24 protein-coding genes, 1 tRNA gene and 1 pseudogene are annotated in these 21,530 nt (G+C 49.3%); 20 read left to right on the top strand and 6 right to left on the bottom strand.

Annotation, left to right across the window (positions count from 1 at the left end):
• Positions 1 to 36: 36 nt before the first annotated feature.
• The 3 genes from QQM41_RS10020 (at position 37) to QQM41_RS10010 (ending at position 1,218) form a co-directional block, all read left to right on the top strand.
• Positions 37 to 378, top strand: a complete 342-nt coding sequence (locus tag QQM41_RS10020) for a helix-turn-helix transcriptional regulator (protein ID WP_339077040.1) — start codon at positions 37 to 39, stop codon at positions 376 to 378.
• A gap of 77 nt (positions 379 to 455) precedes the next feature.
• On the top strand, positions 456 to 803 hold the full coding sequence (gene yecR / locus QQM41_RS10015) for a YecR family lipoprotein (RefSeq protein ID WP_339077039.1): 348 nt from the start codon (positions 456 to 458) through the stop codon (positions 801 to 803).
• 76 nt (positions 804 to 879) lie between these two features.
• On the top strand, positions 880 to 1,218 hold the full coding sequence (locus QQM41_RS10010; protein ID WP_339077038.1) for a hypothetical protein: 339 nt from the start codon (positions 880 to 882) through the stop codon (positions 1,216 to 1,218).
• Between the two features lie 38 nt (positions 1,219 to 1,256).
• Here the strand turns inward: QQM41_RS10010 and QQM41_RS10005 are convergent, their stop codons facing one another.
• Positions 1,257 to 1,448, bottom strand: a complete 192-nt coding sequence (locus QQM41_RS10005) for a hypothetical protein (protein ID WP_339077037.1) — start codon at positions 1,446 to 1,448, stop codon at positions 1,257 to 1,259.
• A 92-nt stretch (positions 1,449 to 1,540) separates the two neighbouring features.
• On the opposite strand from QQM41_RS10005, the gene QQM41_RS10000 reads away from it, so the two are divergent.
• Genes QQM41_RS10000 through xerC form a run of 8 tightly spaced genes read left to right on the top strand, consistent with a single transcriptional unit; the run spans position 1,541 to position 4,560 of the window.
• The gene (locus QQM41_RS10000) at positions 1,541 to 1,882 is read left to right on the top strand and encodes a hypothetical protein (RefSeq protein WP_339077036.1); all 342 of its coding nucleotides are present in this window, start codon (positions 1,541 to 1,543) and stop codon (positions 1,880 to 1,882) included.
• On the top strand, positions 1,879 to 2,136 hold the full coding sequence (locus tag QQM41_RS09995; protein ID WP_064776347.1) for a hypothetical protein: 258 nt from the start codon (positions 1,879 to 1,881) through the stop codon (positions 2,134 to 2,136). Before QQM41_RS10000 ends, QQM41_RS09995 begins: the two co-directional genes overlap by 4 nt.
• Positions 2,133 to 2,363: a hypothetical protein gene (locus QQM41_RS09990; RefSeq protein ID WP_339077035.1), complete on the top strand. Its 231-nt coding sequence runs from the start codon at positions 2,133 to 2,135 to the stop codon at positions 2,361 to 2,363. The genes QQM41_RS09995 and QQM41_RS09990 overlap by 4 nt, the downstream gene beginning before the upstream one ends.
• The gene (locus QQM41_RS09985) at positions 2,363 to 2,698 is read left to right on the top strand and encodes a hypothetical protein (RefSeq protein ID WP_339077034.1); all 336 of its coding nucleotides are present in this window, start codon (positions 2,363 to 2,365) and stop codon (positions 2,696 to 2,698) included. Before QQM41_RS09990 ends, QQM41_RS09985 begins: the two co-directional genes overlap by 1 nt.
• Positions 2,677 to 2,916, top strand: a complete 240-nt coding sequence (locus tag QQM41_RS09980; RefSeq protein WP_064776350.1) for a hypothetical protein — start codon at positions 2,677 to 2,679, stop codon at positions 2,914 to 2,916. The genes QQM41_RS09985 and QQM41_RS09980 overlap by 22 nt, the downstream gene beginning before the upstream one ends.
• Entirely contained in the window at positions 2,901 to 3,299 is a 399-nt protein-coding gene (locus QQM41_RS09975) for a helix-turn-helix transcriptional regulator (RefSeq protein ID WP_339077033.1), read from the top strand. Before QQM41_RS09980 ends, QQM41_RS09975 begins: the two co-directional genes overlap by 16 nt.
• Complete coding sequence (locus QQM41_RS09970) at positions 3,296 to 3,535, top strand: hypothetical protein (RefSeq protein WP_038506117.1); 240 nt, start codon at positions 3,296 to 3,298, stop codon at positions 3,533 to 3,535. The genes QQM41_RS09975 and QQM41_RS09970 overlap by 4 nt, the downstream gene beginning before the upstream one ends.
• Positions 3,532 to 4,560, top strand: coding sequence for a tyrosine-type recombinase/integrase (gene xerC, locus QQM41_RS09965; RefSeq protein WP_339077032.1), 1,029 nt, complete (start codon positions 3,532 to 3,534; stop codon positions 4,558 to 4,560). The genes QQM41_RS09970 and xerC overlap by 4 nt, the downstream gene beginning before the upstream one ends.
• Before the next feature lie 134 nt (positions 4,561 to 4,694).
• Here the strand turns inward: xerC and QQM41_RS09960 are convergent, their stop codons facing one another.
• Positions 4,695 to 5,267, bottom strand: a complete 573-nt coding sequence (locus QQM41_RS09960; RefSeq protein WP_339077031.1) for a GNAT family N-acetyltransferase — start codon at positions 5,265 to 5,267, stop codon at positions 4,695 to 4,697.
• Between the two features lie 680 nt (positions 5,268 to 5,947).
• Between QQM41_RS09960 and QQM41_RS09955 the strand changes: the two are divergent.
• A pseudogene (locus QQM41_RS09955) lies at positions 5,948 to 6,109 on the top strand (hypothetical protein); the annotation flags it as partial.
• Between the two features lie 72 nt (positions 6,110 to 6,181).
• On the opposite strand, the gene QQM41_RS09950 reads toward QQM41_RS09955, so the two are convergent.
• Positions 6,182 to 6,271 (bottom strand) — tRNA-Ser (locus tag QQM41_RS09950).
• Positions 6,272 to 6,430: 159 nt separating this feature from the next.
• Here QQM41_RS09950 and efp point away from each other — a divergent pair.
• The 3 genes from efp to QQM41_RS09935 all read left to right on the top strand — a co-directional run bounded on the left by efp (position 6,431) and on the right by QQM41_RS09935 (position 10,964).
• Positions 6,431 to 6,997 (top strand): elongation factor P, encoded by a 567-nt coding sequence (gene efp / locus QQM41_RS09945; protein ID WP_050820223.1) that lies wholly within the window; start codon positions 6,431 to 6,433, stop codon positions 6,995 to 6,997.
• A gap of 45 nt (positions 6,998 to 7,042) precedes the next feature.
• Positions 7,043 to 7,873: an inositol monophosphatase family protein gene (locus QQM41_RS09940; protein WP_080587156.1), complete on the top strand. Its 831-nt coding sequence runs from the start codon at positions 7,043 to 7,045 to the stop codon at positions 7,871 to 7,873.
• A gap of 112 nt (positions 7,874 to 7,985) precedes the next feature.
• On the top strand, positions 7,986 to 10,964 hold the full coding sequence (locus QQM41_RS09935; protein ID WP_339077030.1) for an ATP-dependent DNA helicase: 2,979 nt from the start codon (positions 7,986 to 7,988) through the stop codon (positions 10,962 to 10,964).
• A gap of 18 nt (positions 10,965 to 10,982) precedes the next feature.
• Here QQM41_RS09935 and QQM41_RS09930 read toward each other — a convergent pair whose 3' ends face one another.
• Together QQM41_RS09930 and QQM41_RS09925 are read right to left on the bottom strand one after the other, a co-directional pair.
• Complete coding sequence (locus tag QQM41_RS09930) at positions 10,983 to 11,186, bottom strand: cold-shock protein (RefSeq protein WP_003625755.1); 204 nt, start codon at positions 11,184 to 11,186, stop codon at positions 10,983 to 10,985.
• Between the two features lie 143 nt (positions 11,187 to 11,329).
• Complete coding sequence (locus QQM41_RS09925; protein WP_339077029.1) at positions 11,330 to 11,998, bottom strand: dienelactone hydrolase family protein; 669 nt, start codon at positions 11,996 to 11,998, stop codon at positions 11,330 to 11,332.
• Between the two features lie 210 nt (positions 11,999 to 12,208).
• Between QQM41_RS09925 and groES the strand changes: the two genes are divergently transcribed.
• From groES to QQM41_RS09905, 4 genes are all read left to right on the top strand, one after another.
• Positions 12,209 to 12,502, top strand: coding sequence for a co-chaperone GroES (gene groES / locus QQM41_RS09920; protein ID WP_339077028.1), 294 nt, complete (start codon positions 12,209 to 12,211; stop codon positions 12,500 to 12,502).
• 53 nt (positions 12,503 to 12,555) lie between these two features.
• Positions 12,556 to 14,196, top strand: a complete 1,641-nt coding sequence (gene groL / locus QQM41_RS09915; RefSeq protein WP_003625762.1) for a chaperonin GroEL — start codon at positions 12,556 to 12,558, stop codon at positions 14,194 to 14,196.
• Between the two features lie 504 nt (positions 14,197 to 14,700).
• Positions 14,701 to 16,599 carry an HAD-IIIC family phosphatase gene (locus QQM41_RS09910; RefSeq protein WP_339077027.1) on the top strand — a complete coding sequence of 633 codons (1,899 nt, stop codon included), beginning with the start codon at positions 14,701 to 14,703 and terminating at the stop codon, positions 16,597 to 16,599.
• 43 nt (positions 16,600 to 16,642) lie between these two features.
• Positions 16,643 to 18,874, top strand: a complete 2,232-nt coding sequence (locus QQM41_RS09905) for an HAD-IIIC family phosphatase (RefSeq protein WP_339077026.1) — start codon at positions 16,643 to 16,645, stop codon at positions 18,872 to 18,874.
• An 89-nt stretch (positions 18,875 to 18,963) separates the two neighbouring features.
• Here the strand turns inward: QQM41_RS09905 and QQM41_RS09900 are convergent, their stop codons facing one another.
• Positions 18,964 to 20,523, bottom strand: coding sequence for an SGNH/GDSL hydrolase family protein (locus QQM41_RS09900; RefSeq protein ID WP_160256994.1), 1,560 nt, complete (start codon positions 20,521 to 20,523; stop codon positions 18,964 to 18,966).
• Between the two features lie 118 nt (positions 20,524 to 20,641).
• On the opposite strand from QQM41_RS09900, the gene QQM41_RS09895 reads away from it, so the two are divergent.
• The gene (locus QQM41_RS09895; RefSeq protein WP_011251455.1) at positions 20,642 to 21,466 is read left to right on the top strand and encodes an IS5-like element IS12528 family transposase; all 825 of its coding nucleotides are present in this window, start codon (positions 20,642 to 20,644) and stop codon (positions 21,464 to 21,466) included.
• Positions 21,467 to 21,530 lie beyond the last annotated feature (64 nt).

The following is a 21,530-nucleotide window of genomic DNA, read 5'->3' as shown; positions in this document are numbered from 1 at the left end:
CCACAGATGTGCCATTATCCGCACATGGCAAACACAATGGGACATCGATTAAGAGAGCTACGCAAAGCACGCAAACTCAATCAAATTGATGTAGCGGCTGCTGTAGATATTGACCGAGCATATCTCTCGCGCTTGGAAAATAACGAGAAGAATGCAACTATTTCAATAATAGCCTCACTCGCTGACTTTTATGATGTTTCCATCGACTATCTTTATAAAGGCGCGCCTACGCCGTTTTCTGGCCCGCAACTTAATGGTGAGGGCCCGTATAGCATTGAAGAAAAAGCCCTCATTGAGCTCTGGAGAGAGATGGGCGACGGACAAAGGCGAGTGTTTATGTCGATGGTCAGTGGATTGCTTAAAGCTAATATTGTCTGACATTGTATATCCCTAATTCAATAAAATATTAGAGGAGATTTACTTATTAGGCGATGTTTAAATTATGAAATGAGAAAATGATGATTCCTTCAAAGCTTAAATTCACAATACTATCTACATTTATTATATCTCTTACTGGTTGCGCTACAAATATTACACCATTGGTAACTGGCGGCAGTAAATCTGATGGAGTTGTTACCCTTGGATACCAATACGGATACTTCCAAAAGCCTAATGTTGATATGGCAGCAGCTAATGATAAAGCGTTAAAGCGGTGTATGGCTTGGGGATATTCTAAGGCTGAAATTTTTGACGGTGTAGAAACAGACTGCTTTCAGCGAAATGCATTTGGCACATGTTTAGAGGGGCGAGTAAAAATGCAATATCAATGCATTAATTCAAACCCTGAAAAAAATGTGCCCTAAAGACACAATTTTTCCTTGCTAATTTTGTGCTGATTAGACACATATTCTCCATCACAACCCGTGGTGGAGAAAAACCGTGTCGAATACACGATACAAAATTGAAGAAGCCGATGGCGGCTTTGTGCTGGTAGAAGAACGCACAGGGCCATTCCCCAAAGAAATCCGTGTGCCCTATTCCATCACGCAGGAAGCTGAAAGCGGAACAGACGCCGCATCTCGTAATGGTGATGCGCTCAGGGATCAGCGCAAGCGGGCAGCGCTCAGTTTAGCGCGGTATGCCGCATCATTTTTTATCGAAAAAGATCCAGATGCCCACCACCTGCTCCGTATCCGTGAGTGTGTGGAAAAACTGGTAACAGCTTCCATTGCTGAATTGCGCAAGAATGCAGCCGTGCCCAGCCAACAAACAGAATAATAGGCACGGTCTATAGTTTAGATGTTAGGCGTTAGATACTATTTTGGCTTTGGGTAATCTGATTTCAAGCGCCCCAAAAGGTTATAAAACTCACTGGAAACCTTAGAGTGCTCGTATTCAGCGCTTGGATCACTACCAGAAGCAGAACGAGCACTTAGTTGAGAAGCTGTTAGTGTTGCAGCAGCCTGAATAAGAGCCGCCTCAATAGTTGTATCTATTTCGTCTGACATAGCGTTTTTCCTTTCTTGGGTCTGTTGGCGCGCCAAGAATGGAAAAAGTTGGGGGAGTCTGGCAACAGGCTTCCCCTTCAAAGAGAAGCAAGATGGTTCATCAGCCTAATCGGACAGAACGGTATCAGTTCTCAGTAGATGAGAGCCGGAATATCGAACGCATCATCAAGCGCGTAATTGAAAGTTCCAAGCCTACCAGTCTGGCCTCCAAAAATAACATTTACGACAAAACAAGGCAGCTGCTGCGCGTATGTCACGCCCGTGTCTGCCCGCTGGATCTGGCTACCATGGTGCAAGCAGATATCCGGCTGGTGCTGGAAGATCTGGGCACGCTCAGGCGCAATCTGAATATAAAAACCGCGCACATGGATTACGGCACGCGGCTGCACTTTGCGCTTAACGTGGTGTACCGCCGCAGGGAGCAGGCAGCATGAACGCCATTCCCTGCCCTGCGCCTCTCAGCTCATTCAAAACAGCACAATCAATACATCGCCGCGCTGCGCTTATCCGCGTGCAGGCTGATGCCCTGATGTCTCATTCCATCGTGCTGGAAACCTATCACCGCACATGTAAGGCCAGTGAAAACCATTATGGCGCGGAATCATGGCGCAAGCTTGCGCACCATGCCCGTGAAGAAGCCGAGCTTCTCTATACCCGCGCCAATATCCTCGAAAGCTATATCAAATGAACAATCACGCCTTTCAGGCTGCCCGCACGCAGCTAGAGCAGCTCATCCACCGCAATGTGGACAGCAAAGAAAAGCTGGCCATGCTTTCCCTGGTCAAAGACATGGCCGCCGCAATGGAAGCCGAGCAGGATATTGCAGATACCGCCCTGCGCATAGGCTACGCCAAGCGCCGCACCCCTATGGCACGGATTCAGGACTTCATTCTGGGTGAAGTGAGGGCAGCATAATGATCGACAAAAAAGAACAGGCGCTCCGCGAGTTGGACAAAACTTATGCGGAATTCAAGGTGCATATCCAATCTGCCCCACAAGATGCCAATTTCAGTCTGGCAGCAGTAATGAATGTAATAGAGAATGAGGGATACCGTCCCGCCATATCTGCAAGCGGAAATAATCCGGGTGATATTGTTTTAGCTGCGGCAACTATATTTGGCTTTACTTCTTGTTTCGCTCCAACATTCAAAAATACGGAAGATTTCGTTGAAACTGTGAATGCAGGCATCCAATGCGGACAAGGCGAATTTCCTAAAGAAGCAGCACCATGCTCAACCACCAAGCATTAACCCGCAAACAGGCTGTGGCGCTTTCCATATTGGCTGCGCAGCCGGATGGATACCTCACCCATAGCAAAACAGTGGCATCAGCATCTGCTCAACTTGCAGCCAGAAAACTGGTGCGGCGCATCAGAATAGACGGATTTTGGTACTGTGCCCTTACAGAAACGGCACGGCAGGAATATCCAATTATCCGCCGTGAGGTCAGAAAATGTTTGGCAGCGTAGGAAACATCAATGCGCAACCCTGCACCCTCTCAGCGCCTCACCATGTTGTGGATTGTGCTGTCAGTTATCGGCATATGCGGAAACACGTTCCTACTTCTGCACAGATAGATCTGGAGCAGCTTCTAGGCACCTACGCACCACCACCACAGGTGGAAGCGCCAAAGCGTATCCGTAATGATAAACGCTTGGGTTTTCGCATCCGCCAGCGCCGTCATGAACTGCACATGAGCTTGGAACAGCTAGGCCACGCCATAGGCTGCACATACCAGCAGATGCAGAAGTATGAAACCGGCAAGAACGCCATAAAGGCAACGCTCCTGCCCACATTCGCCACCGCACTGGACGTGCCGCTGACATGGTTTTTTGAAGGATTGGAAGCATGATGAGAGGAATGATTGCAGCACCTACCCGCCGTATTCTCAACATGAAGGAAGCGGCTTCATACATGGGTATGTCTGTAACCACATTCAGGGAGCAAGTAGCGCCGCAAGTAAAAGGTGTAAGGGTGCTGCCGAAGCGCATTAGCTACGATGTAGAGGAATTAAACAGCTTTATTGATCGTATGTCAGGGAAATCAACGGATTCTCACGAACAGAATTTCTGGGATAAATTCAGGTGACAATCATACGCCTGAAATACGTTCACAAGTTCCCCGGCCGCAATGGGAAGACTCGTTATTATCTCAGAAAGCCGGGGCATAAGCAGGCTAAGCTGCCAGATCCATCCAGCCCAGATTTCTATACCGAATATCTGCGCCTCCTGAATGGGGACGCCCCAAAGATAGAAGTGCAGAAGTCTAAAACGATTGAAGGCAGCTTGCTTGACCTTATCGTGCAGTGGAAAACATCCCACAAATATAAAACCATCAAACAGAGCACGAAACAGGTATATGATAGGCTTCTGAACAGAATAGCTGCAATGGATTGCGCTCAAGGCGCGGTCAAGCATATGGCTCCGCAAAATATTCGCTTCATCATGCGCCAATATGAAGAAGCAGGCCCCACAACAGCTAACCGCATATTAAGCATTCTCAGCATGATGCTGGACTATGCCATAGATATTGGCTGGCGTGATGATAACCCTGCCGTGGGTATTAAGCGCCTGCAAATAAAATCCAAGGGGCTGCATTCTTGGTCTGATGCAGAGATTGAGAAATATCAGTCGCATTGGCCTACAGGCACAAAGCAGCGTCTGGCATTTGCTTTATTATTATATACGGGCCAGCGCAGAAGCGATGTTGTGCGCATGCGCCCAGATGATGTGTCTGGCGGAAGCATTAAGGTCACGCAGCAGAAAACTGGTGCAAAGCTGGATATACCCATTCATCCGAAACTTCAGGCAGAACTGAATGCTTGGCAGGATGTCGGTGCAGGAACATTCCTTGCCACAGAGTATGGTAAGCCGTTTTCTGTGAACGGATTTTATAACAATTTTTCGGAATGGTGTCAGGAAGCCGGATTGCCCAAAGGGTGCAGCCCACACGGGTTACGCAAAGCAGCAGCTAGACTGCTTGCAGAAGCCGGCTGCACCACGCACCAGATCGCATCCATCACAGGACACAAGACTCTATCAGAGGTGGAAAGATATACCCGCGCTGTGGAGCAGAAACGCCTAGCTCAAGAGGCCATGATCAAGATCGAATAATTGGCACATATTTGAGTTCGCATTCTTTGATCTTAATTACAGATCATAGCGCCAATAAAAGCTTTGTAGCTTCGTGAGAAACAAAACACATTACATAATTTATGTTTTGAGGATGGCCACTCAATTACTGATATTCAAGCAGCCTGCGCCAATGCATCTTCAATTTGCGCACAAGAAATGAACATTGTTCGCTCATCTTCTTCATTTTCTAGCAACTCAAACCCAAATTTTTCATAAAAGTCTACTAAATGCGAAGTAGCTGCGTCTAACGCGACCCCATGTATACCTACATCTTTCGATACTTTAAGGCTCCTATTTAAAGCATCAGCTAAAAGATATGATCCCACTCCCTTGCCTGCAAAACTTTCTGTAACGCCAATCATCGACAAATACACAACAGGAACGCCACCATAGTGTTGAAATATCTTTTGTATTCTCTTCTTGAATTTTTTGCACCCTATAGTGCGAACACAAACCGAATAAAATCCTATAGCCCGATTTGTCCTTTGTCCATTTTCCAATAGTTCAGCAACATGGACTTTTACTTGATTTTTATCATTTTTCTCTAAGGCGGATTTCGCAAAGAAATTATCAATTCTTGGTCGCCCACAAGAAAAACCCTCTCTCAAGGTACTTCTTGAAAGAGGGAAAATTTCATAAAACTCATTCGACAAAAAACGAGAGGCATCTTCATGCTCGGTAGTCATAACTGGTCAATTATCGTTAAATTAAGCAGCTACGTTCTTAGATGCCTTAACTCTAGCCATTAACTTCACCAGTTCCGGAGTTGCCTTTGGAGGGTTCTCACAGATAGAAATCACTTGCCGCATTCCCTTGAAGCCTAGGCGCTTCGTAGCAATGAAACGGTTTGTCTTTCCGCCTTTGCCCAGAATTCCCATAAGTTATAAACTCCTCGCTCCAAACTACACACAGACAAGCAATCCTGACACATCTCTTTTTCTCAAGAGACAATGTTTTGTTCACTAGCCAACTCAGTCGCCTACTAGCGTTTTCTGCTCATTTCTGACCGAGAAAAACATCGCCATGTCTTGCGGCATATAAAAGTTATCTGACACTTTGAATCAAGTTATTTTATGGCTTAGTTAATGAATAATCCGTTAAATTCATCAATTCGAGAACAACCAAACATACTCTAAACAGTTGATCTATATTGAAAACATTCCAAAAAGACTTTTGCTTAAATTTATCCCATCAAAACACCGATTACACCGCCACCAAGTGTCTGCTTGCAGCAACGAGAATGACGACGAGACCGTAAGATTTTGACTACCGTAATGTCAGCGCTAGAGCATTTCTTACCACAAAATATGGCAAGCTATCGGAATGGTGTCAGGAAGCCGGATTACCCAAAGGATGCAGCCCACATGGGTTGCGCAAAGCAGCAGCTAGACTGCTTGCAGAAGCCAGCTGCACCGCGCACCAGATCGCATCCATCACAGGACACAAGACTCTATCAGAGGTGGAAAGATATACCCGCGCTGTGGAGCAGAAACGCCTAGCTCAAGAGGCCATGATCAAGATCGAATAATTGGCACACACAAAACACGGATTGGCACACATTGGATAAAGTGCCTTGTTTTTATGGGATAAAATAAAGTGCTGGCGGATGGGGTGGGATTCGAACCCACGGTACGGTTCCCCGTACGCTGGTTTTCAAGACCAGTTCCTTAAACCACTCGGACACCCATCCTCAATTCATCCATCTGAGGACCTGCCGCCTTATAAACAGGATATGGCCACCCTGTCCAGCGGGAGAAAACACGATATATCAAACGCAGTAAACTTGCTCTTCGGGCGTCAGGCTTGTACAAGCCCCATCCTTAATGGACATTCCTTTCAGGGACGAATTATGAAACAGCAGGCAAACCTGATCCGAGCCGGTCAGGTGATTGAGCATGATGGCCGCCGCTGGACGGTGCTGAAACAGCAGATCATCACCCCCGGCAAGGGCGGAGCATTCATTCAGGTTGAAATGCGCGACCTGAAAACCGGCAACAAAACCAACGAACGCTGGCGAACCGCTGATAGCGTTGAACGCCTGATGACGGAAGACAAGGAATACCTGTATTCTTACACCGATGGCGAACTGCTGGTTCTGATGGATCCGGAAACCTATGACCAGCTAACAGTTCCTGTGGATCTGCTGGGTGATCAGGCTCCGTTCATTCAGGATAACATGACCATCAACCTGCATCTGGTTGAAGGTGACCCGGTTGGTATCGATCTGCCACCGCAGGTTACGCTGGAAGTTGTGGAAGCAGACCCGATTGTAAAAGGCCAGACAGCCTCTTCCTCCTACAAGCCAGCAAAACTCTCCAATGGTGTCAAAACCATGGTACCGCCCTTTATTGAATCGGGTGAACGTATTGTGGTTCGGACGGAAGACGGTTCCTACGTCGAACGCGCCAAAGACTGATCCCTTCCGTTTTTCTCTCCAGAGCAGGACAAAACTACAGTGGCCATGCGTCTCTCCCCCGTCATGATGGTGATGCAAACAGCAGCCCAGAAGGCGGCCAAGCGTCTCCTGCGCGATTTTAACGAAGTCGAGCAGCTTCAAGTCAGCATCAAAGGGCCGGGAGACTTTGTTTCCCAAGCTGATCTACGCGCAGAACAGACCCTGCGGGAAGAGCTGGAACGCGCCCGCCCCGGCTATGCCTTCTTCATGGAAGAATCCGGCAAATCCGGCAGCGATAACTGGACATGGCGTTGGGTGGTAGACCCGCTGGATGGCACCACCAACTTCCTGCACGGCATTCCGCATTGGGCTATTTCCATTGGCTTGCAGCGCCGCCTGCCAGATGGGCGCATCGAACTGGCCGCAGGGCTGGTTTATAACCCGGCAGCAGGTGAAATGTTCTGGGCAGAAAAAGGCACCGGTGCCTATCTGAACGAACGGCGTATCCGTGTATCCGCACGGCGTGACATGCAGGAATCCCTGTTTGCCACAGGTATTCCGTTCGCCAAGGTGCCTGCACGTATGCGCCTGCCGTTTGCACGCGTGCTGGGTGCCCTTATGCCGCGTGTTGCTGGTGTGCGCCGCTTTGGTGCCGCAGCGCTTGATCTGGCATGGGTAGCTGCCGGACGTTACGAAGGTTACTGGGAATTCGGCATCAAACCGTGGGATTGCGCTGCCGGTGCCCTTATCGTGCGTGAAGCTGGCGGCCAGGCAACAGACCCCGCAGGCGTTGATCTGGATGATCTGCCTGATGATGTCATGATTGTTGCTGGCAACGGCAACCTGCACAGCAAACTTCTGGAAGTGGTGGCAGATAGCCTTAAAGACGGCAACTAAATCTTCTGCCCCGGATTACTATCTAAACAGCCCGCCTCATTTAAAGTGAGGCGGGCTTTTTTGTTCTTCATATGTTGCTTTTTGATTTCTAGCTCTGGCATTCCGCGCCGGAATGGATCATCTAGTATTTATCATGCAGACATCCTTCCCCTCCGCTTACGATGCCCCAGCACTGGTTGCATATAAGGGAGCCTATTCCCTTCTTACGGAAGATGGAGAGGTTCTCCATTTGTCTGCGCAGAATGTCAGGCAAAACCTGCAAAACATGCCTAGCCCGCTTGTTATTCATGCGCCAGCATTGGCGCGGCGGTTAGATTTACCGCCTCCGGGGCAACCTGCACCGTGGCTGGATCTGCTAGAATTGTTTGCCTTTGTGCATCCCGCCACACCTGTAGCCCCTACCCCACGCGGTTTGGCATTAGCCTTAGGCATGCAGGATGAGGACATAGGCGCGGCAGAGGCTGATCTTCTTCCTCGCCTTCTTTCTCTTCTCCTTACCAATCTGGCACGCCAGAACAACGGCGCAACAGCAGAGCATCTTGCCGCTCTCACCGTAAGGTTGGGTCAAGCTGGATGGATTTGGAGCGGTACAGTTGCCGAAACCTTGGGGCTGCATGACAAACTCACCCCGCAAGGCAGATTACCTGAAACAATGCTTCAGCCAGGGGATGCTCTGCGTATCTGGCGTTTTTTGCCAAAATGGGAGGAGGCACCCCTTCCCCCTCCGCCTGCATCTCACCCCATTTCCCCCGTAGAAGCACGCGAGCAGCTTACCAAAATGCTGGGCGAGGATGCCGAAATCCGCGCCGGACAAGCCGACTTCGCATCAGTTGCTACCGGAGCGTTTGAGCCACGCAATGTGCGTGGAGACCCCGCCATTGTGCTGGCAGAGGCTGGCACAGGAACTGGCAAAACCTTAGGCTACATTGCTCCCGCCAGCCTTTGGGCAGAACGGAACAAGGGGGCTGTTTGGGTCAGCACCTATACGCGCCACCTACAACGGCAAATTGAGCAGGAAACCCGTAGGCTCTACCCAGATCAGGCCACACACAGGCAACGCGTTGTGCTGCGCAAAGGGCGGGAAAATTATTTGTGCCTGCTGAACATGGAAGAAGCCGTTAACACTGCGGCCTCTCGCCCGGCTGGTATTACCATCGCCCTTATCATGCTGGCCCGCTGGGGCTTGGCCACCGCAGATGGAGATCTGTTTGGCGGAGACCTGCCCGGCTGGTTTGGTGATCTATTCGGCCAAGGGAATCTGATAGGCGTGGCAGACAGGCGCGGTGAGTGTATTCACGGCGCGTGTGCCCATTATCAGAATTGCTTTGTTGAACATTCTATCCGCCGCGCGCGTGAAGCTGATCTGGTGATTGCCAACCACGCTCTTGTTATGGCGCAGGCTGCCTACGCACAGGCAGGTATGAGTGATGATGCAGATGAAACGGATGATCCCTCTGCCCCATCCCGCTATGTATTTGATGAAGGCCATCATCTGGCCGATGCCGCAGATAGCGCCTTTTCTGCCGAGCTTTCAGGGCTAGAAGCCGCCGAGCTACGGCGTTGGCTGTTAGGCGCAGAAGGCAGGCGTTCTCGCGCGCGCGGCTTAAAGCGCCGTTTGGATGATCTGGTTGTTGGCCATCCTAAACTGGAAACACCCTTGGAAGCGGCGCTTATGGCAGCAACCGCCCTTCCTGCTCCCGGCTGGTCTTCACGATTAGGGCAAGAACAGGCGGATGAACCACCGCCGCCAGAACCCCCAGAAGATATCGGGCTGTTTCCGCTTGAACCAGAAGCTCCTCAGCCGGTTTTGGAAAATCCTACAGAAGTTTTTCTACGGCTACTGCGGCAGCAGGCTCTTGCCAGAACACAGGAAGGCGGAAAACAGCACGTTTATGCTGCCCTTGAATGTGATCTGCACCCTCTGGTGCCAGACTTGGCAGAAGCTGGGCATCTTTTGGCCCGCGCCTTAACACGTCTTGTTGAACCTTTGCGCACCTTAGTGGAGCGCCTGCACGCACGCCTGGAAGAAGATGCCGAAACGCTGGATTCCACAACTCGCGGGCGCATAGAGGCCATGACGCGCGCCTTACGCCGCAGAGCTATCTCTCGGCTGGATGCGTGGATTGCCATGCTGAGCGCACTGGACACACCCCCTGAGCCCGATACCACACCTTCCCACGTGCACTTCATCCGGGTTGAGCGGCGCGAAAAACAGCGCATGGGAGAGCAGGATGTGGGCCTTTATCGCCACTGGCTAGACCCCACCATTCCGTTTGCTGGCATCATGGCCATACCTGCACAGGGTATGTTGATTACATCAGCCACCTTGCGTGACCAGCAAACGAACGAACCAGATAGCGATAACGCAGAACAGGCATGGGAAGCCGCCGAGGCACGCACCGGGGCTAATCACTTTCCCTCACCTCCTCTGCGTGCCAGTCTGGCCAGCCCGTTTGATTATGCCCGCCAGACGCGCGCCTATATTGTAACGGACATAGACAACAGCAGCATTGTTGATCTGGCAGCCGCATTCCGCACGCTTTTCTTAGCATCTGGCGGTGGGGGCTTGGGGCTGTTTACGGCCATTTCCCGCTTGCGCGGTGTGTACGATCGTATTGCGCCTACACTGGAAGAAAACGGTCTGCCGCTTTATGCCCAGCATGTAGATGCGATGGACAACAATACGCTGGTCGATATTTTTCGGACAGAAGAACACGCCTGCCTGCTAGGCACGGATGCCATGCGCGATGGCGTGGATGTGCCCGGAAATGCGCTACGGCTGGTGGCCTTTGAACGCGTGCCGTGGCCCCGGCCAGATATTCTGCATCGTGAACGCCGGATTCACCTTTCTGGAGGTGACCCGAAATCTTTTGATGAACGGATTGCACGCCTACGGTTACGTCAGGCCTTTGGCCGGCTTATTCGCCGTCAGTCTGATCGCGGGGTCTTTGTCTTGTTAGACAGGCGCACCCCTACCCGCTTGCTCAGTGCTTTTCCCGAAGGGGTGGAAGTCCGCCGCCTTGGGTTAGCAGACACAGCACGAGAACTTGCTGCCTTTTTGGCAGATACAGAAAGGGCCGATCAAAACTGATCGGCCCTGCCTGAAAAATCAATCTACTTTCAGATTGGTTGCAGCCTGCTTGCCGCGTTCTTCAACCAGATCGAAAGAAACTTTCTGTCCGTCATTCAGGCCACGCAAACCCGCTGCCTGTACTGCGGTAATATGCACGAACACATCTTTACCGCCATCATCTGGGGCAATAAAGCCATAACCCTTGGTGGCGTTAAACCATTTTACTGTACCGGTCGGCATGAGCGGGATAGTCCTTGTTCTTCTCAACGTTTTGTCCTGCTGCACACCGTGTGCGGTTCAGGATATACCCCATCCCCCCATGACCAGCCGCAATTGTCAATCATAATTCGCTAACCGACCACAGCTGGGACAGGGAAATAGGCCTACGGATTCATGTTGCTTTTCAGGAAATCAATGCTGCGTTCCTGCGCTTCCTGATAAGCTTTGGCATTAAAAGAGCTTCTTTCCGAACAACCAAATCCGTGCCCTGCATCGTCGTACACGTAAAGTTCAACTTCCGGATGCGCCTGCCGAATAGCTGCAATATCGGTATGCGGGATACTTGCATCCTGTTCACCAAAATGGAGCTGTACCGGGCAGCGCGGAGTCTCGTTCCGGCTGGCGGCAATACCACCCCCATACCAGCCAACAGCAGCCGCAAAATCATCTGTTCTGCATGCGGCTTCCCAAGCCAGTGTACCACCCCAGCAATAACCGATAATGCCGACTTTACGAGGCTTGAGCACTGAAGTGGCTGCCTGAATATCCAGTAATGTTTTGGCAAGCGGGATCTGCGACCGCAATGCCAGGCCCTCTTTCACGCCTTCTGCGGAATAATCCAGTTCCGCCCCACGCTGCACGCGGTCAAACAAGGCTGGCGCAATCACGTGGAATCCTGCCTTGGCAAAGTTTTCGCATACCTGCCGGATATGGTGGTTCACACCAAAAATTTCCTGAAGCACCACAAGTGTGTAAGGATGATGGCTGCCTTCGGTTTCCCATGCGGAAAACTCATGTCCGTCCGCAGCCTGAAGTGTTGTGATATGACCCATATGAGCACCTCCTATGTGCTCTCAGGTTACAGCAAAAAGAAACTTTATCCACATTCCTTGACTCTGCCTTTGGGCAGACCTATCTCATTTTCTGGCACTCCCGGGGTGGGAGTGCTAACGTAACGCGGCGTTATGTTACGCGCGACAAAGCGGATGGGGCTGCTTTCTGTTAAGGGCACCATCCCAAAAATGAATGTGGAGCGATCCATAATGACGAAGTTTCGTCCCTTACACGACCGGGTAGTTGTCCGTCGCCTCGAAGGCGAACAGAAGACCGCTGGCGGGATCATTATTCCTGACACAGCTCAGGAAAAGCCTATGGAAGGCGAAGTGATTGGTGTTGGTCCGGGTGCCCGGAATGAACAGGGCCAGATTGTGGCGCTTGATGTTAAGGCTGGTGACCGCGTCCTGTTTGGTAAATGGTCCGGCACGGAAGTGAAGATCGACGGCGAAGAGCTGCTGATCATGAAGGAAAGCGACATCATGGGCGTGGTAACCGCCTGATTTTGCGCTGATCCGCATTTTAATTTCAGAACGATCTTCACAGGAGAAATTCAATGGCTGCCAAAGACGTAAAGTTTGGTGCAGACGCACGCCAGCGCATGCTGCGCGGTGTGGATATTCTGGCTGACGCTGTAAAAGTAACGCTGGGTCCCAAAGGCCGTAACGTGGTGCTGGATAAGAGCTTTGGTGCTCCCCGCATTACCAAGGACGGTGTTTCCGTTGCCAAGGAAATCGAACTGGCTGACAAGTTCGAAAACATGGGCGCTCAGATGCTGCGTGAAGTAGCATCCAAAACCAATGATATTGCTGGTGACGGCACCACAACGGCTACGGTTCTGGCTCAGGCTATCGTGCGTGAAGGCCATAAGGCAGTTGCCGCTGGCATGAACCCGATGGATCTGAAGCGCGGGATCGACAAGGCTGTTGCCGTTGTTATCGAAGAGCTGAAGAAAAACGCCAAGAAAGTGACCACCCCGGCGGAAACCGCTCAGGTTGGTACAATTTCTGCAAACGGTGAATCTGAAATCGGTCAGATGATCTCCGAAGCCATGCAGAAAGTTGGCTCCGAAGGCGTGATCACGGTTGAAGAAGCCAAGCACTTCCAGACAGAACTGGATGTTGTTGAAGGCATGCAGTTTGACCGCGGCTACATCTCTCCGTACTTCGTGACGAACCCGGAAAAGATGACAGCGGATCTGGAAAACCCCTACATCCTGATCCATGAAAAGAAGCTGTCTTCCCTGCAGCCCATGCTGCCGCTGCTGGAATCTGTTGTTCAGTCCGGCCGTCCGCTGCTGATCATTGCAGAAGACGTTGACGGTGAAGCTCTGGCAACTCTGGTTGTCAACAAGCTGCGTGGTGGCCTGAAAATTGCTGCTGTTAAAGCTCCGGGCTTTGGTGATCGCCGCAAAGCTATGCTGGAAGACATTGCTATCCTTACGGGTGGTCAGGTCATCAGCGAAGATCTGGGCATCAAGCTGGAAACCGTTACCCTGAACATGCTTGGCACCGCCAAGAAGGTGCACATCGACAAAGAAAACACCACCATTGTTGATGGTGCTGGCAAAGCCGATGACATCAAGGGTCGCGTTAAGCAGATCCGTGCACAGATCGAAGAAACCTCTTCCGACTACGACCGCGAAAAGCTGCAGGAACGTCTGGCCAAACTGGCTGGCGGTGTTGCCGTGATCCGCGTTGGTGGTTCCACCGAAGTGGAAGTGAAAGAACGCAAAGACCGCGTTGACGATGCCCTACACGCAACCCGCGCTGCTGTGGAAGAAGGCATTGTTCCGGGTGGTGGCACGGCTCTGGCTCGCGCTACGCTGAAGCTGGAAGGCCTGCACTACCACAACGATGACCAGCGCGTTGGTGGTGACATCATCCGCCGCGCTCTGCAGGCTCCTCTGCGCCAGATCGCTCACAACGCTGGTGAAGACGGTGCTGTGATTGCAAACAAGGTGCTAGAAAACAGCGACTACAACTTCGGGTTCGACGCTCAGGCTGGCGAATACAAGAACTTGGTTGAAGCCGGTATTATCGACCCGGCCAAGGTTGTCCGCACGGCTCTGCAGGATGCAGCATCTGTTGCTGGCCTGCTGATCACCACGGAAGCCATGGTTGCTGAACGCCCGGAAAAGAAAGCTGCTCCGGCTGGCGGCCCTGACATGGGTGGTATGGGAGGTATGGACTTCTAAGTCCTTTCAACCCATCGATACGGCAATAAACTTGCCGTATCACCAGTTTCAAGAAAACTGCTCTCTGAAAAGAGGGCAGTTTTTTTTTGCAACTTTCGGTCTCTACTGAATTACAGTATACCAATTGTAATATCGATAATATGAAGAAATTAGTTTAGATGAGAGGTAACCGTGGCAGTTGATTTTAAGGTAACCAAAGCATTACTTGAATCCACAGCATGGACTTGGGGACCTCTTAACCATCCTCCTCTCACGACTTCTCTTCGATTTGGATCTGATGGTCTCATCAAAGATTACACACATACCAACGAACATTCATGGAAATTGACTGGAGATCTTTTAGAGATTTTCGATATCCATGGGAAAATGATCTGGAAATTTGAAGGAATATTTAACAATCAGGACTCTATTACCCTGATCAGTTTTCCTCATAACGATCCGAAATGGGGGGTTTTCTTCGCGCTTCAGGCAGAAAAAGCAAACATTCCGCCTCGGCTTGTTTTAATGAGCGAACTCCCTGCCCCTTCCCTTCCGGTAGAGCCTAAACCTGCTATTTCGGCACAGCCTAAGAAATCTGCTGCTCCTGCTTCCGCGCCCGCGCCCAAGAAGCCTAGTTCTGCTAAAAAAGATCATGCGTCTTCTTCTACTCAGGCAAAGGAAGAAGGCATTCGGCTTGTTATCTGGGATTTGGATGACACCTTCTGGGAAGGCACTCTCTCTGAAGGGGAAATCTCCCCCATTCAGCGTAATGTTGATATTGTAAAAACATTGAATGGCCGAGGCATTGTAAATGCCATTTGCTCACGCAATACGTTTGAGGACGTTAAGGCGCGCCTAGAACAGCTTGGTATATGGGACGATTTTGTTTTCCCACGTATTTCATGGGGCCCGAAAGGGCCGCTGGTTAAGGACATTATCGAAAAAATCCAGCTTCGCCCAGAAACAGTGATGTTCGTTGATGATAACGTTACAAATCTGAACGAAGCCAAGCATTTTGTGCCAGAACTCAACGTGGCTGAACCCGATGTTCTGGAAACCTTGCTGGATAACCCACGCTTTAAAGGCAAACCAGACCCAGAGCATAGCCGCCTCAAGCGTTATCAGGTTCTGGAATCTAAGCACAAGGATATGGCTGCCACTGACGGCGATAATGAAGCTTTCTTGCGTAAAAGCGATATTCGCGTCAGCTTCCATTCCGATATTGAAGCCGAGTTCCCGCGTATTCATGATCTTGTGAACCGGACAAACCAGCTCAATTTCACCAAGAACCGGTGGCCAGAAGATATTGAAGAAGCACGTCTGCGCTTTAGGGAAGAAGTGGAAGCCGATTTTGATACAGATGTTGGCTATGTAAAAGTTGCCGATGCCTACGGGAACTACGGCATCTGTGGATTTTACCTTTCACGCAAGGATGAATTTCTGCACTTCCTGTTCTCCTGCCGCACAATGAACATGGGGGTAGAACAGTTTGTATGGCAGAAGTTGGGGAAACGCCGCGTGCCTATTCAAGGCAAAGTAGGCTCCAAACTTGAAGATCCGATTGTTGACTGGATTAAAGTTGTTGAAGATGTAGATGCTTCAACAGAAACATCATCAGCCTCTGCAAAGCGCCTGAAAGTGTGTATTCGCGGCGCATGCGATATGATGATGACCTCTATGCGCACAAAAGTCGATACGCTTGAAGAGCTGAACTACGCCTACGAAGGTTGGGAAATTATCGCCTCCCCTCGCTTTGTTGCCCTCACGCGTGATCTGAAAGACGATCGGAACAGGGAAATTATTGCGCATCTTCCCGGTATGCCTGACGGACGCTTTAAAACCGATATTCTTGAAGAAACATCAGATGTGTATGTTCTGTCTTTTTCTCAGGAATCTTTCCACGGTCTTTATCAGTCCAAAACCACAGGCATGATTGTGCCAATGGGCCATTTTGGCCTGCCCTATCATCTGCCTGGTGGGCCGAAAGATAAGTTTGATTATACGTCCGTTTCCTACGATGATCTTGTGAATAAATATGGCGTAGAACACGTCTCGCAAGAACAGTGGGACTTCTTTAGAAAAGAATTTGTTTTCCTGGGTGGTTTTAACAAAAATCTGTTCTTGAAAGATTTGCGTTATATTTTCAATCGCATGATGGCCGCGCAAAAGAAAGTTATCATCATTGGGCTAAATCAGGCGGTTGGGCGCGATCATAAGCTTTTGGAATTTTTTGCTGAAATCAATTCCATTGTACGCCCTCTGGCTGAAAAATATAAGTTTGATTACATTGATGTAAACGATATCGTTCGGTCTGAAGATGATTTAGCGAAAGATGGCATGTTTGGCGGAGCTCATTTTGACCGCCCAGCCTATAAAGCGATATCAGATAAAATCCTCTCTCTTTTACCTGCATCTGCGGCGTAATGTATCGCCCTAAACTCCAATATTAAGGTGCCTCGAGACTGTCATGATAGAAACCAAAACTTTCCGCGGACAATCTGCCGTTCTATCTCCGTCACTGACCGAAATGACGTGGACTTTTGGTGGAGAAGGACAGTCTCCTCTCACGACAACTCTCAAACTTGCGCCGGATGGGAAGATTACTGGCTATTCTCATCCTAATGAGACCTTCTGGAGAATAGAAAACCACAAACTCCTGCTTCTAAAAGAAAATGGAGAACTGATGTGGCGTGCCGCAAAGGTTGTTAAAAATCAGGACGGCCTTCTAACAATGTTGTTAGACACGCCTGAAGATCCAAATACACATTTTATATTGCAGCAAAATCCGGCCAATAGCGCGCCAATACCAGCGCCAGAACAGGCTTCTGCCGGGTCTGCTATGCCAGCACCTGCACCCGCTCAAGCACAGCCTTCTGGCATTCCTGACGCAGAATACCTTTTCCCTGCCGATCTAGAAGTAACACCAACACAAGTTAAAAAGGTGCTGCTCATTGGTTCATGCCTGACTGCGCTTTATCTGGAACAGTTTCAGAAGCGCTACCCAGCTACTGCCTTTGATTACGTTCCCTATAACTTTGTGAGCGTGCTGCCACCGGCACCCCCTGCGCCTGTTGGGGAATATGACTTCCAATACATCCAGATCCCCCTACGCTCTGTCATAACAGATCGTATCATATGGGGCTTCCGCTTTAATGAAGCGGGGTTTGCAAATACACTCTTGCAAGATGCTTTTGCTGTTATTGATGTCATGCTGGATGCAGCAATGGTCTATAATAAACAGCATGGGCTGTTGGCCTTTGTGTCCAACTTCATTGTGCCGCAGATGAACAGCGCTTCCAGCATACACGGGCGCGGTAGCATGAACGATATTGCTGCCCTTGTACGTCGGCTCAATGAATATCTCAGCTCAAAAGTTGCCGAATATAATAACGCGTACCTTGTAGATATAGATGCTGTTGCTAGCTCTATCGGAAAACGATTTGTGCTGGATGATATGATCTACTTCTACTCTCATGGTGCTGTGGCATATCAAGATTGGGATGATTTTGGATCCATTGCCAGAAATGAGCCCATTCCTCCGCTGGAACAGTCTTACCCCGTTAAAAGAGATGCCTTTGTAGATGCCGTTTTCCGCCAAGCCGTGTGCACTTACCGCAGCGTAAAGCAGATTGATCAGGTTAAGGCCGTTATATTCGATCTGGATAATACATTGTGGCGTGGGCAGATTGCCGAACACTACCGCCCAGAAGCACGCCCATGGCCCCGTACGGATGGCTGGCCCTTGGGAATATGGGAAACAATCCACCACCTACGCGCGCGTGGTATCTTGGTCGCTATCTGCTCCAAAAATGATTATGACTATGTAAAAGAAAGATGGGCAGACGTTGTTGATCCAAACTTTGTTTCACTAGATGATTTTGCATCGGTGAAAATCAACTGGACCCCGAAAGCGCAAAACATTTCTGAAATCTGCAAAGAATTCAACATTAAACCTAAAAGTGTTGTGTTTGTAGATGATAACCCTGTTGAGCGCGCTGCTGTTACATCTGCTTTTCCCGAAATCAGAGCTATTGGGGGTAACCCTTATCTTACCCGCCGCATTCTTTTGTGGGCTGCTGAAACACAGGTGGCGCGCCTTACAGAGGAATCCAGCCGTCGGGAAGAAATGATCCGTAGCCAGATAGACCGTGAAGAAACACGCTCGTCTATGGACAGAGATGACTTCCTGGCCTCTCTTAACTGCGAAGTTAGCTTTACGATCATTACCAACACGGACCAGCCAGAATTTGGCCGTGCTCTGGAACTGACCAACAAGACCAACCAGTTCAATACAACTGGCAAGCGTTGGTCTTTTGAAGAAGTTGCCGATTTCCTGAAAGCGGGCGGGAAGCTCCTGTGCTTCCGCGTAAAAGATAGATTCACCGACTACGGGTTGGTTGGGGTGCTCTATGTTAAGGGCACAGAGATTGTTCAATACGTTATGAGTTGCCGTGTGCTGGGCATGGAAATTGAGGAATTTGTTGTTGCTGAAGCAGTGCACCTTCTGCGTTCTGAACACAAAAACGAAGTAGATATTACGGCCCCGCTTAAGGAAACACCAGACAACACACCATGCCGGGAAGTTTATTTACGTGCAGGGTTCCGGGAACTGGCTCCGTCTGACGGTACGCGCGCTTTCATTTTGGATAGTGATGAAGTCCCGTTTATGCCTTTGCATATTACAAAAACCACTAACTAAAATATAACTGTCAGCCTGTATTATTTATATATATGGAGGATTTTAATCCTCCATATATTTTTACTTTCTAGTAATACACAATTCTACCCTCAGGGTTTGTACCACTGCTGGTTTTCTATTACTGGCGCCAATATTTTCATAACCCCGTACGCATTCATATGATAAGCGCCAGAGCCGCCTGCTGCATAAGATGGTTCATAAAGTTCAGCGTCTGTCACGATAGGCATAAAGCGCCGCTGATTATTATTAATATGCGTTGTATCAGCGATGCATAGATTATGAATCATCATTGCAGGCCTATGGTGAGGGAAATGTATGTATGGGGTATAAGACCCGCCAAACCGTACAATATTCCCTTCAAAAATGGTCTCAAAACCCAGCTCATTACTATAATCTGAATCTATAGATGGAGCCCATCCATTTTTCTTCTTAGTTAATACGGATATCTTCAAGTTATTCTTTTTAACCCCTATTGAGATGGTAAGGGGAAATTCTGGAACATGGATATCGGAAGTTATTGAATAAACCGGATTAGAGACGCCATCTGCATATTGAAAAACGATCTTATCTTCATTGAACAATAAAGCCCCATAATTAGAACTACCACTTCTAAAATCGGCACCCACGGAAGAAAGTGGGAAAACAATAGAGTGCGGATTTTCTTTTATAGTAAAACACAATACCCAATCTGTACAAGCGTTGGCGCATACTCCGTTATCATTGTGTACTTCAGGGAATATAAAATATTTTATCGGGCTAATTTCTTTGCCCCACTCCTGCAAAATAGTTTTTTTATCGGGGGTAACCTTGGTTAACGTAATTGCACAGGGGTCAACACCATCCCTGCACATTGCATGCCAACGCCCAAAATCCAAATATCCATAATTGTGCGCTATAGCATAATTTCTTACATATTCAGAAACGAACATAATGCCTTCCTGAACATGATTATCTACATAATCATTTACCAATGCAGCGGTGGAAGGCAGAAACGTGACACACAAAATGATATCACACTGACTTAAATTTTCTTTGAAAAATTTTAGAAGTTCTTGGAATGCCTTTTGATTGAAATTGTATTGATCGTTTCCCCCTGAATACAAAAACAATAGATCTGGAGCCAACTCTACAATGCTATCGCGCCATGATTTATTTTCTGCAATGTCCCACCACATAGGCACAGGATATTGCTCATTATTCATATCCACCCATGATGTGCCAGCTATAGCCCTATTATAGAATTTCAAACGGGCATCTGGGTTCTGTGCTGACAAAACAGAGCTTAGAGTATTCCACGGGCTCTCAAATGGAGAAACTAAATCTGCGCCAACAGATAAGATGCTATCCCCCATACATACAACTGTTGCCTCACCTTCTGCACAAGCCCGGTGAAAATTCCTTAAATGCCTAGCTGTAACAGTTGGCGGAAACATAGAGGGAGTGCCCAAATGCGGCGGATGAACAGCTTTCCGTTTGGGGCCGTGAATTTTAACGTTGCTGCCAATCCAAATGGTATCGTTTTCCTGAAGAAGTTCTGAATCTTTATCAATAAAAATTTCTTCATCGAAAGGGAAATATACCATTTTATCTCCGCTTTCTTTGTCATTCTGAATTTTTTCTAAAATAACTTTATTAATATTTTTCTCCATTTGACGACTCCCATTTTCCTTTTTCGAATCAGATAAGAACTGTTTTTATTCTAAGAGCCCTTTTGGAAATTCGCTATGATAGGTTTTCAAGAGGTTTTGAGCGTGATTCAAAGGCAGGATGTGGACGCCAGCACAACGAGGCCGCATGGCCGGAATTACACGCAAGACGAAACGCTATCCGTCTGATCTGACAGATGAGGAATGGGAGCGCATAGCGCCTCTGATGCCCCCTGCGAACCGGCGTGGTCGGAAACGGACAACCGATTTCCGTGAGATCATCAATGCTCTGCGCTATCTCGTGCGCTCAGGCTGCGGTTGGGAGATGCTTCCGGTTCATTTTGGCCCATGGCAAACGGTTTACTGGTGGTTCCGCAGGCTGATGCGCCGTTTCCTGTTCCAGACCATTCATGATGTCTGTCTGATGCTCGATCGTGAAGCGGCAGGACGCGAAACCAGTCCATCGGGTGGTGTCATTGATAGCCAGAGTATCAAGGCACCCCACGCAAAGACACGTGGTTATGACGCAGGCAAGAAGATCGTCGGTCGGAAACGTCACATCGCAGTTGATACGGATGGCCGCCTTCTCCTGGTTCAGCTGACAACAGCCGATATTTCGGACAGTGCAGGAGGGCAGATGATCCTTGATGCCATTCGTAAACGCTGGCCTTGGGTGAAGCACCTGTTTGCCGATGGAGCCTATGACCGCCTCCAGTTGATGGATAAGGCCACTTTTCTCGACTTCACAGTCGAGATCATCCGGCGGTCAGAGACAGCAAAAGGGTTTGAAATCCTGCCGCGTCGGTGGGTTGTGGAACGGACCTTCGGTTGGATGATCCGCTGGCGTCGCCTTGTGAAGGACTACGAACAGCGGATCGACGTCGCAGAGGCCATGATCCACATCGCCATGGGAAGCCTCATGCTACGCCGAAACGCTCATCCGTGAATTTCCAAAAGGGCACTAAGCCTAATCAAACCCCAAGACGTTATAAATTATGCCTTTGCCTATT

This window comes from Acetobacter sp. AC2005, from assembly GCF_037901235.1.
Classification (GTDB): Bacteria; Pseudomonadota; Alphaproteobacteria; order Acetobacterales; family Acetobacteraceae; genus Acetobacter; species Acetobacter oryzoeni.
This window is presented reverse-complemented; position numbering and strand designations above follow the sequence as displayed.

Excerpts from the sequence above, each read along its gene's own strand:
- QQM41_RS10020 (WP_339077040.1), top strand. The coding sequence starts at position 37 with ATGGGACATCGATTAAGAGAGCTACGCAAAGCACGCAAACTCAATCAA.
- yecR (WP_339077039.1), top strand. The coding sequence starts at position 456 with ATGATGATTCCTTCAAAGCTTAAATTCACAATACTATCTACATTTATT.
- QQM41_RS10005 (WP_339077037.1), bottom strand. The coding sequence starts at position 1,448 with ATGTCAGACGAAATAGATACAACTATTGAGGCGGCTCTTATTCAGGCT.
- QQM41_RS10000 (WP_339077036.1), top strand. The coding sequence starts at position 1,541 with ATGGTTCATCAGCCTAATCGGACAGAACGGTATCAGTTCTCAGTAGAT.
- QQM41_RS09995 (WP_064776347.1), top strand. The coding sequence starts at position 1,879 with ATGAACGCCATTCCCTGCCCTGCGCCTCTCAGCTCATTCAAAACAGCA.
- QQM41_RS09990 (WP_339077035.1), top strand. The coding sequence starts at position 2,133 with ATGAACAATCACGCCTTTCAGGCTGCCCGCACGCAGCTAGAGCAGCTC.
- QQM41_RS09985 (WP_339077034.1), top strand. The coding sequence starts at position 2,363 with ATGATCGACAAAAAAGAACAGGCGCTCCGCGAGTTGGACAAAACTTAT.
- QQM41_RS09980 (WP_064776350.1), top strand. The coding sequence starts at position 2,677 with ATGCTCAACCACCAAGCATTAACCCGCAAACAGGCTGTGGCGCTTTCC.
- QQM41_RS09975 (WP_339077033.1), top strand. The coding sequence starts at position 2,901 with ATGTTTGGCAGCGTAGGAAACATCAATGCGCAACCCTGCACCCTCTCA.
- QQM41_RS09970 (WP_038506117.1), top strand. The coding sequence starts at position 3,296 with ATGATGAGAGGAATGATTGCAGCACCTACCCGCCGTATTCTCAACATG.
- QQM41_RS09960 (WP_339077031.1), bottom strand. The coding sequence starts at position 5,267 with ATGACTACCGAGCATGAAGATGCCTCTCGTTTTTTGTCGAATGAGTTT.
- efp (WP_050820223.1), top strand. The coding sequence starts at position 6,431 with ATGAAACAGCAGGCAAACCTGATCCGAGCCGGTCAGGTGATTGAGCAT.
- QQM41_RS09940 (WP_080587156.1), top strand. The coding sequence starts at position 7,043 with ATGCGTCTCTCCCCCGTCATGATGGTGATGCAAACAGCAGCCCAGAAG.
- QQM41_RS09935 (WP_339077030.1), top strand. The coding sequence starts at position 7,986 with ATGGATCATCTAGTATTTATCATGCAGACATCCTTCCCCTCCGCTTAC.
- QQM41_RS09930 (WP_003625755.1), bottom strand. The coding sequence starts at position 11,186 with ATGCCGACCGGTACAGTAAAATGGTTTAACGCCACCAAGGGTTATGGC.
- QQM41_RS09925 (WP_339077029.1), bottom strand. The coding sequence starts at position 11,998 with ATGGGTCATATCACAACACTTCAGGCTGCGGACGGACATGAGTTTTCC.
- groES (WP_339077028.1), top strand. The coding sequence starts at position 12,209 with ATGACGAAGTTTCGTCCCTTACACGACCGGGTAGTTGTCCGTCGCCTC.
- groL (WP_003625762.1), top strand. The coding sequence starts at position 12,556 with ATGGCTGCCAAAGACGTAAAGTTTGGTGCAGACGCACGCCAGCGCATG.
- QQM41_RS09910 (WP_339077027.1), top strand. The coding sequence starts at position 14,701 with ATGAGCGAACTCCCTGCCCCTTCCCTTCCGGTAGAGCCTAAACCTGCT.
- QQM41_RS09905 (WP_339077026.1), top strand. The coding sequence starts at position 16,643 with ATGATAGAAACCAAAACTTTCCGCGGACAATCTGCCGTTCTATCTCCG.
- QQM41_RS09900 (WP_160256994.1), bottom strand. The coding sequence starts at position 20,523 with ATGGAGAAAAATATTAATAAAGTTATTTTAGAAAAAATTCAGAATGAC.
- QQM41_RS09895 (WP_011251455.1), top strand. The coding sequence starts at position 20,642 with ATGTGGACGCCAGCACAACGAGGCCGCATGGCCGGAATTACACGCAAG.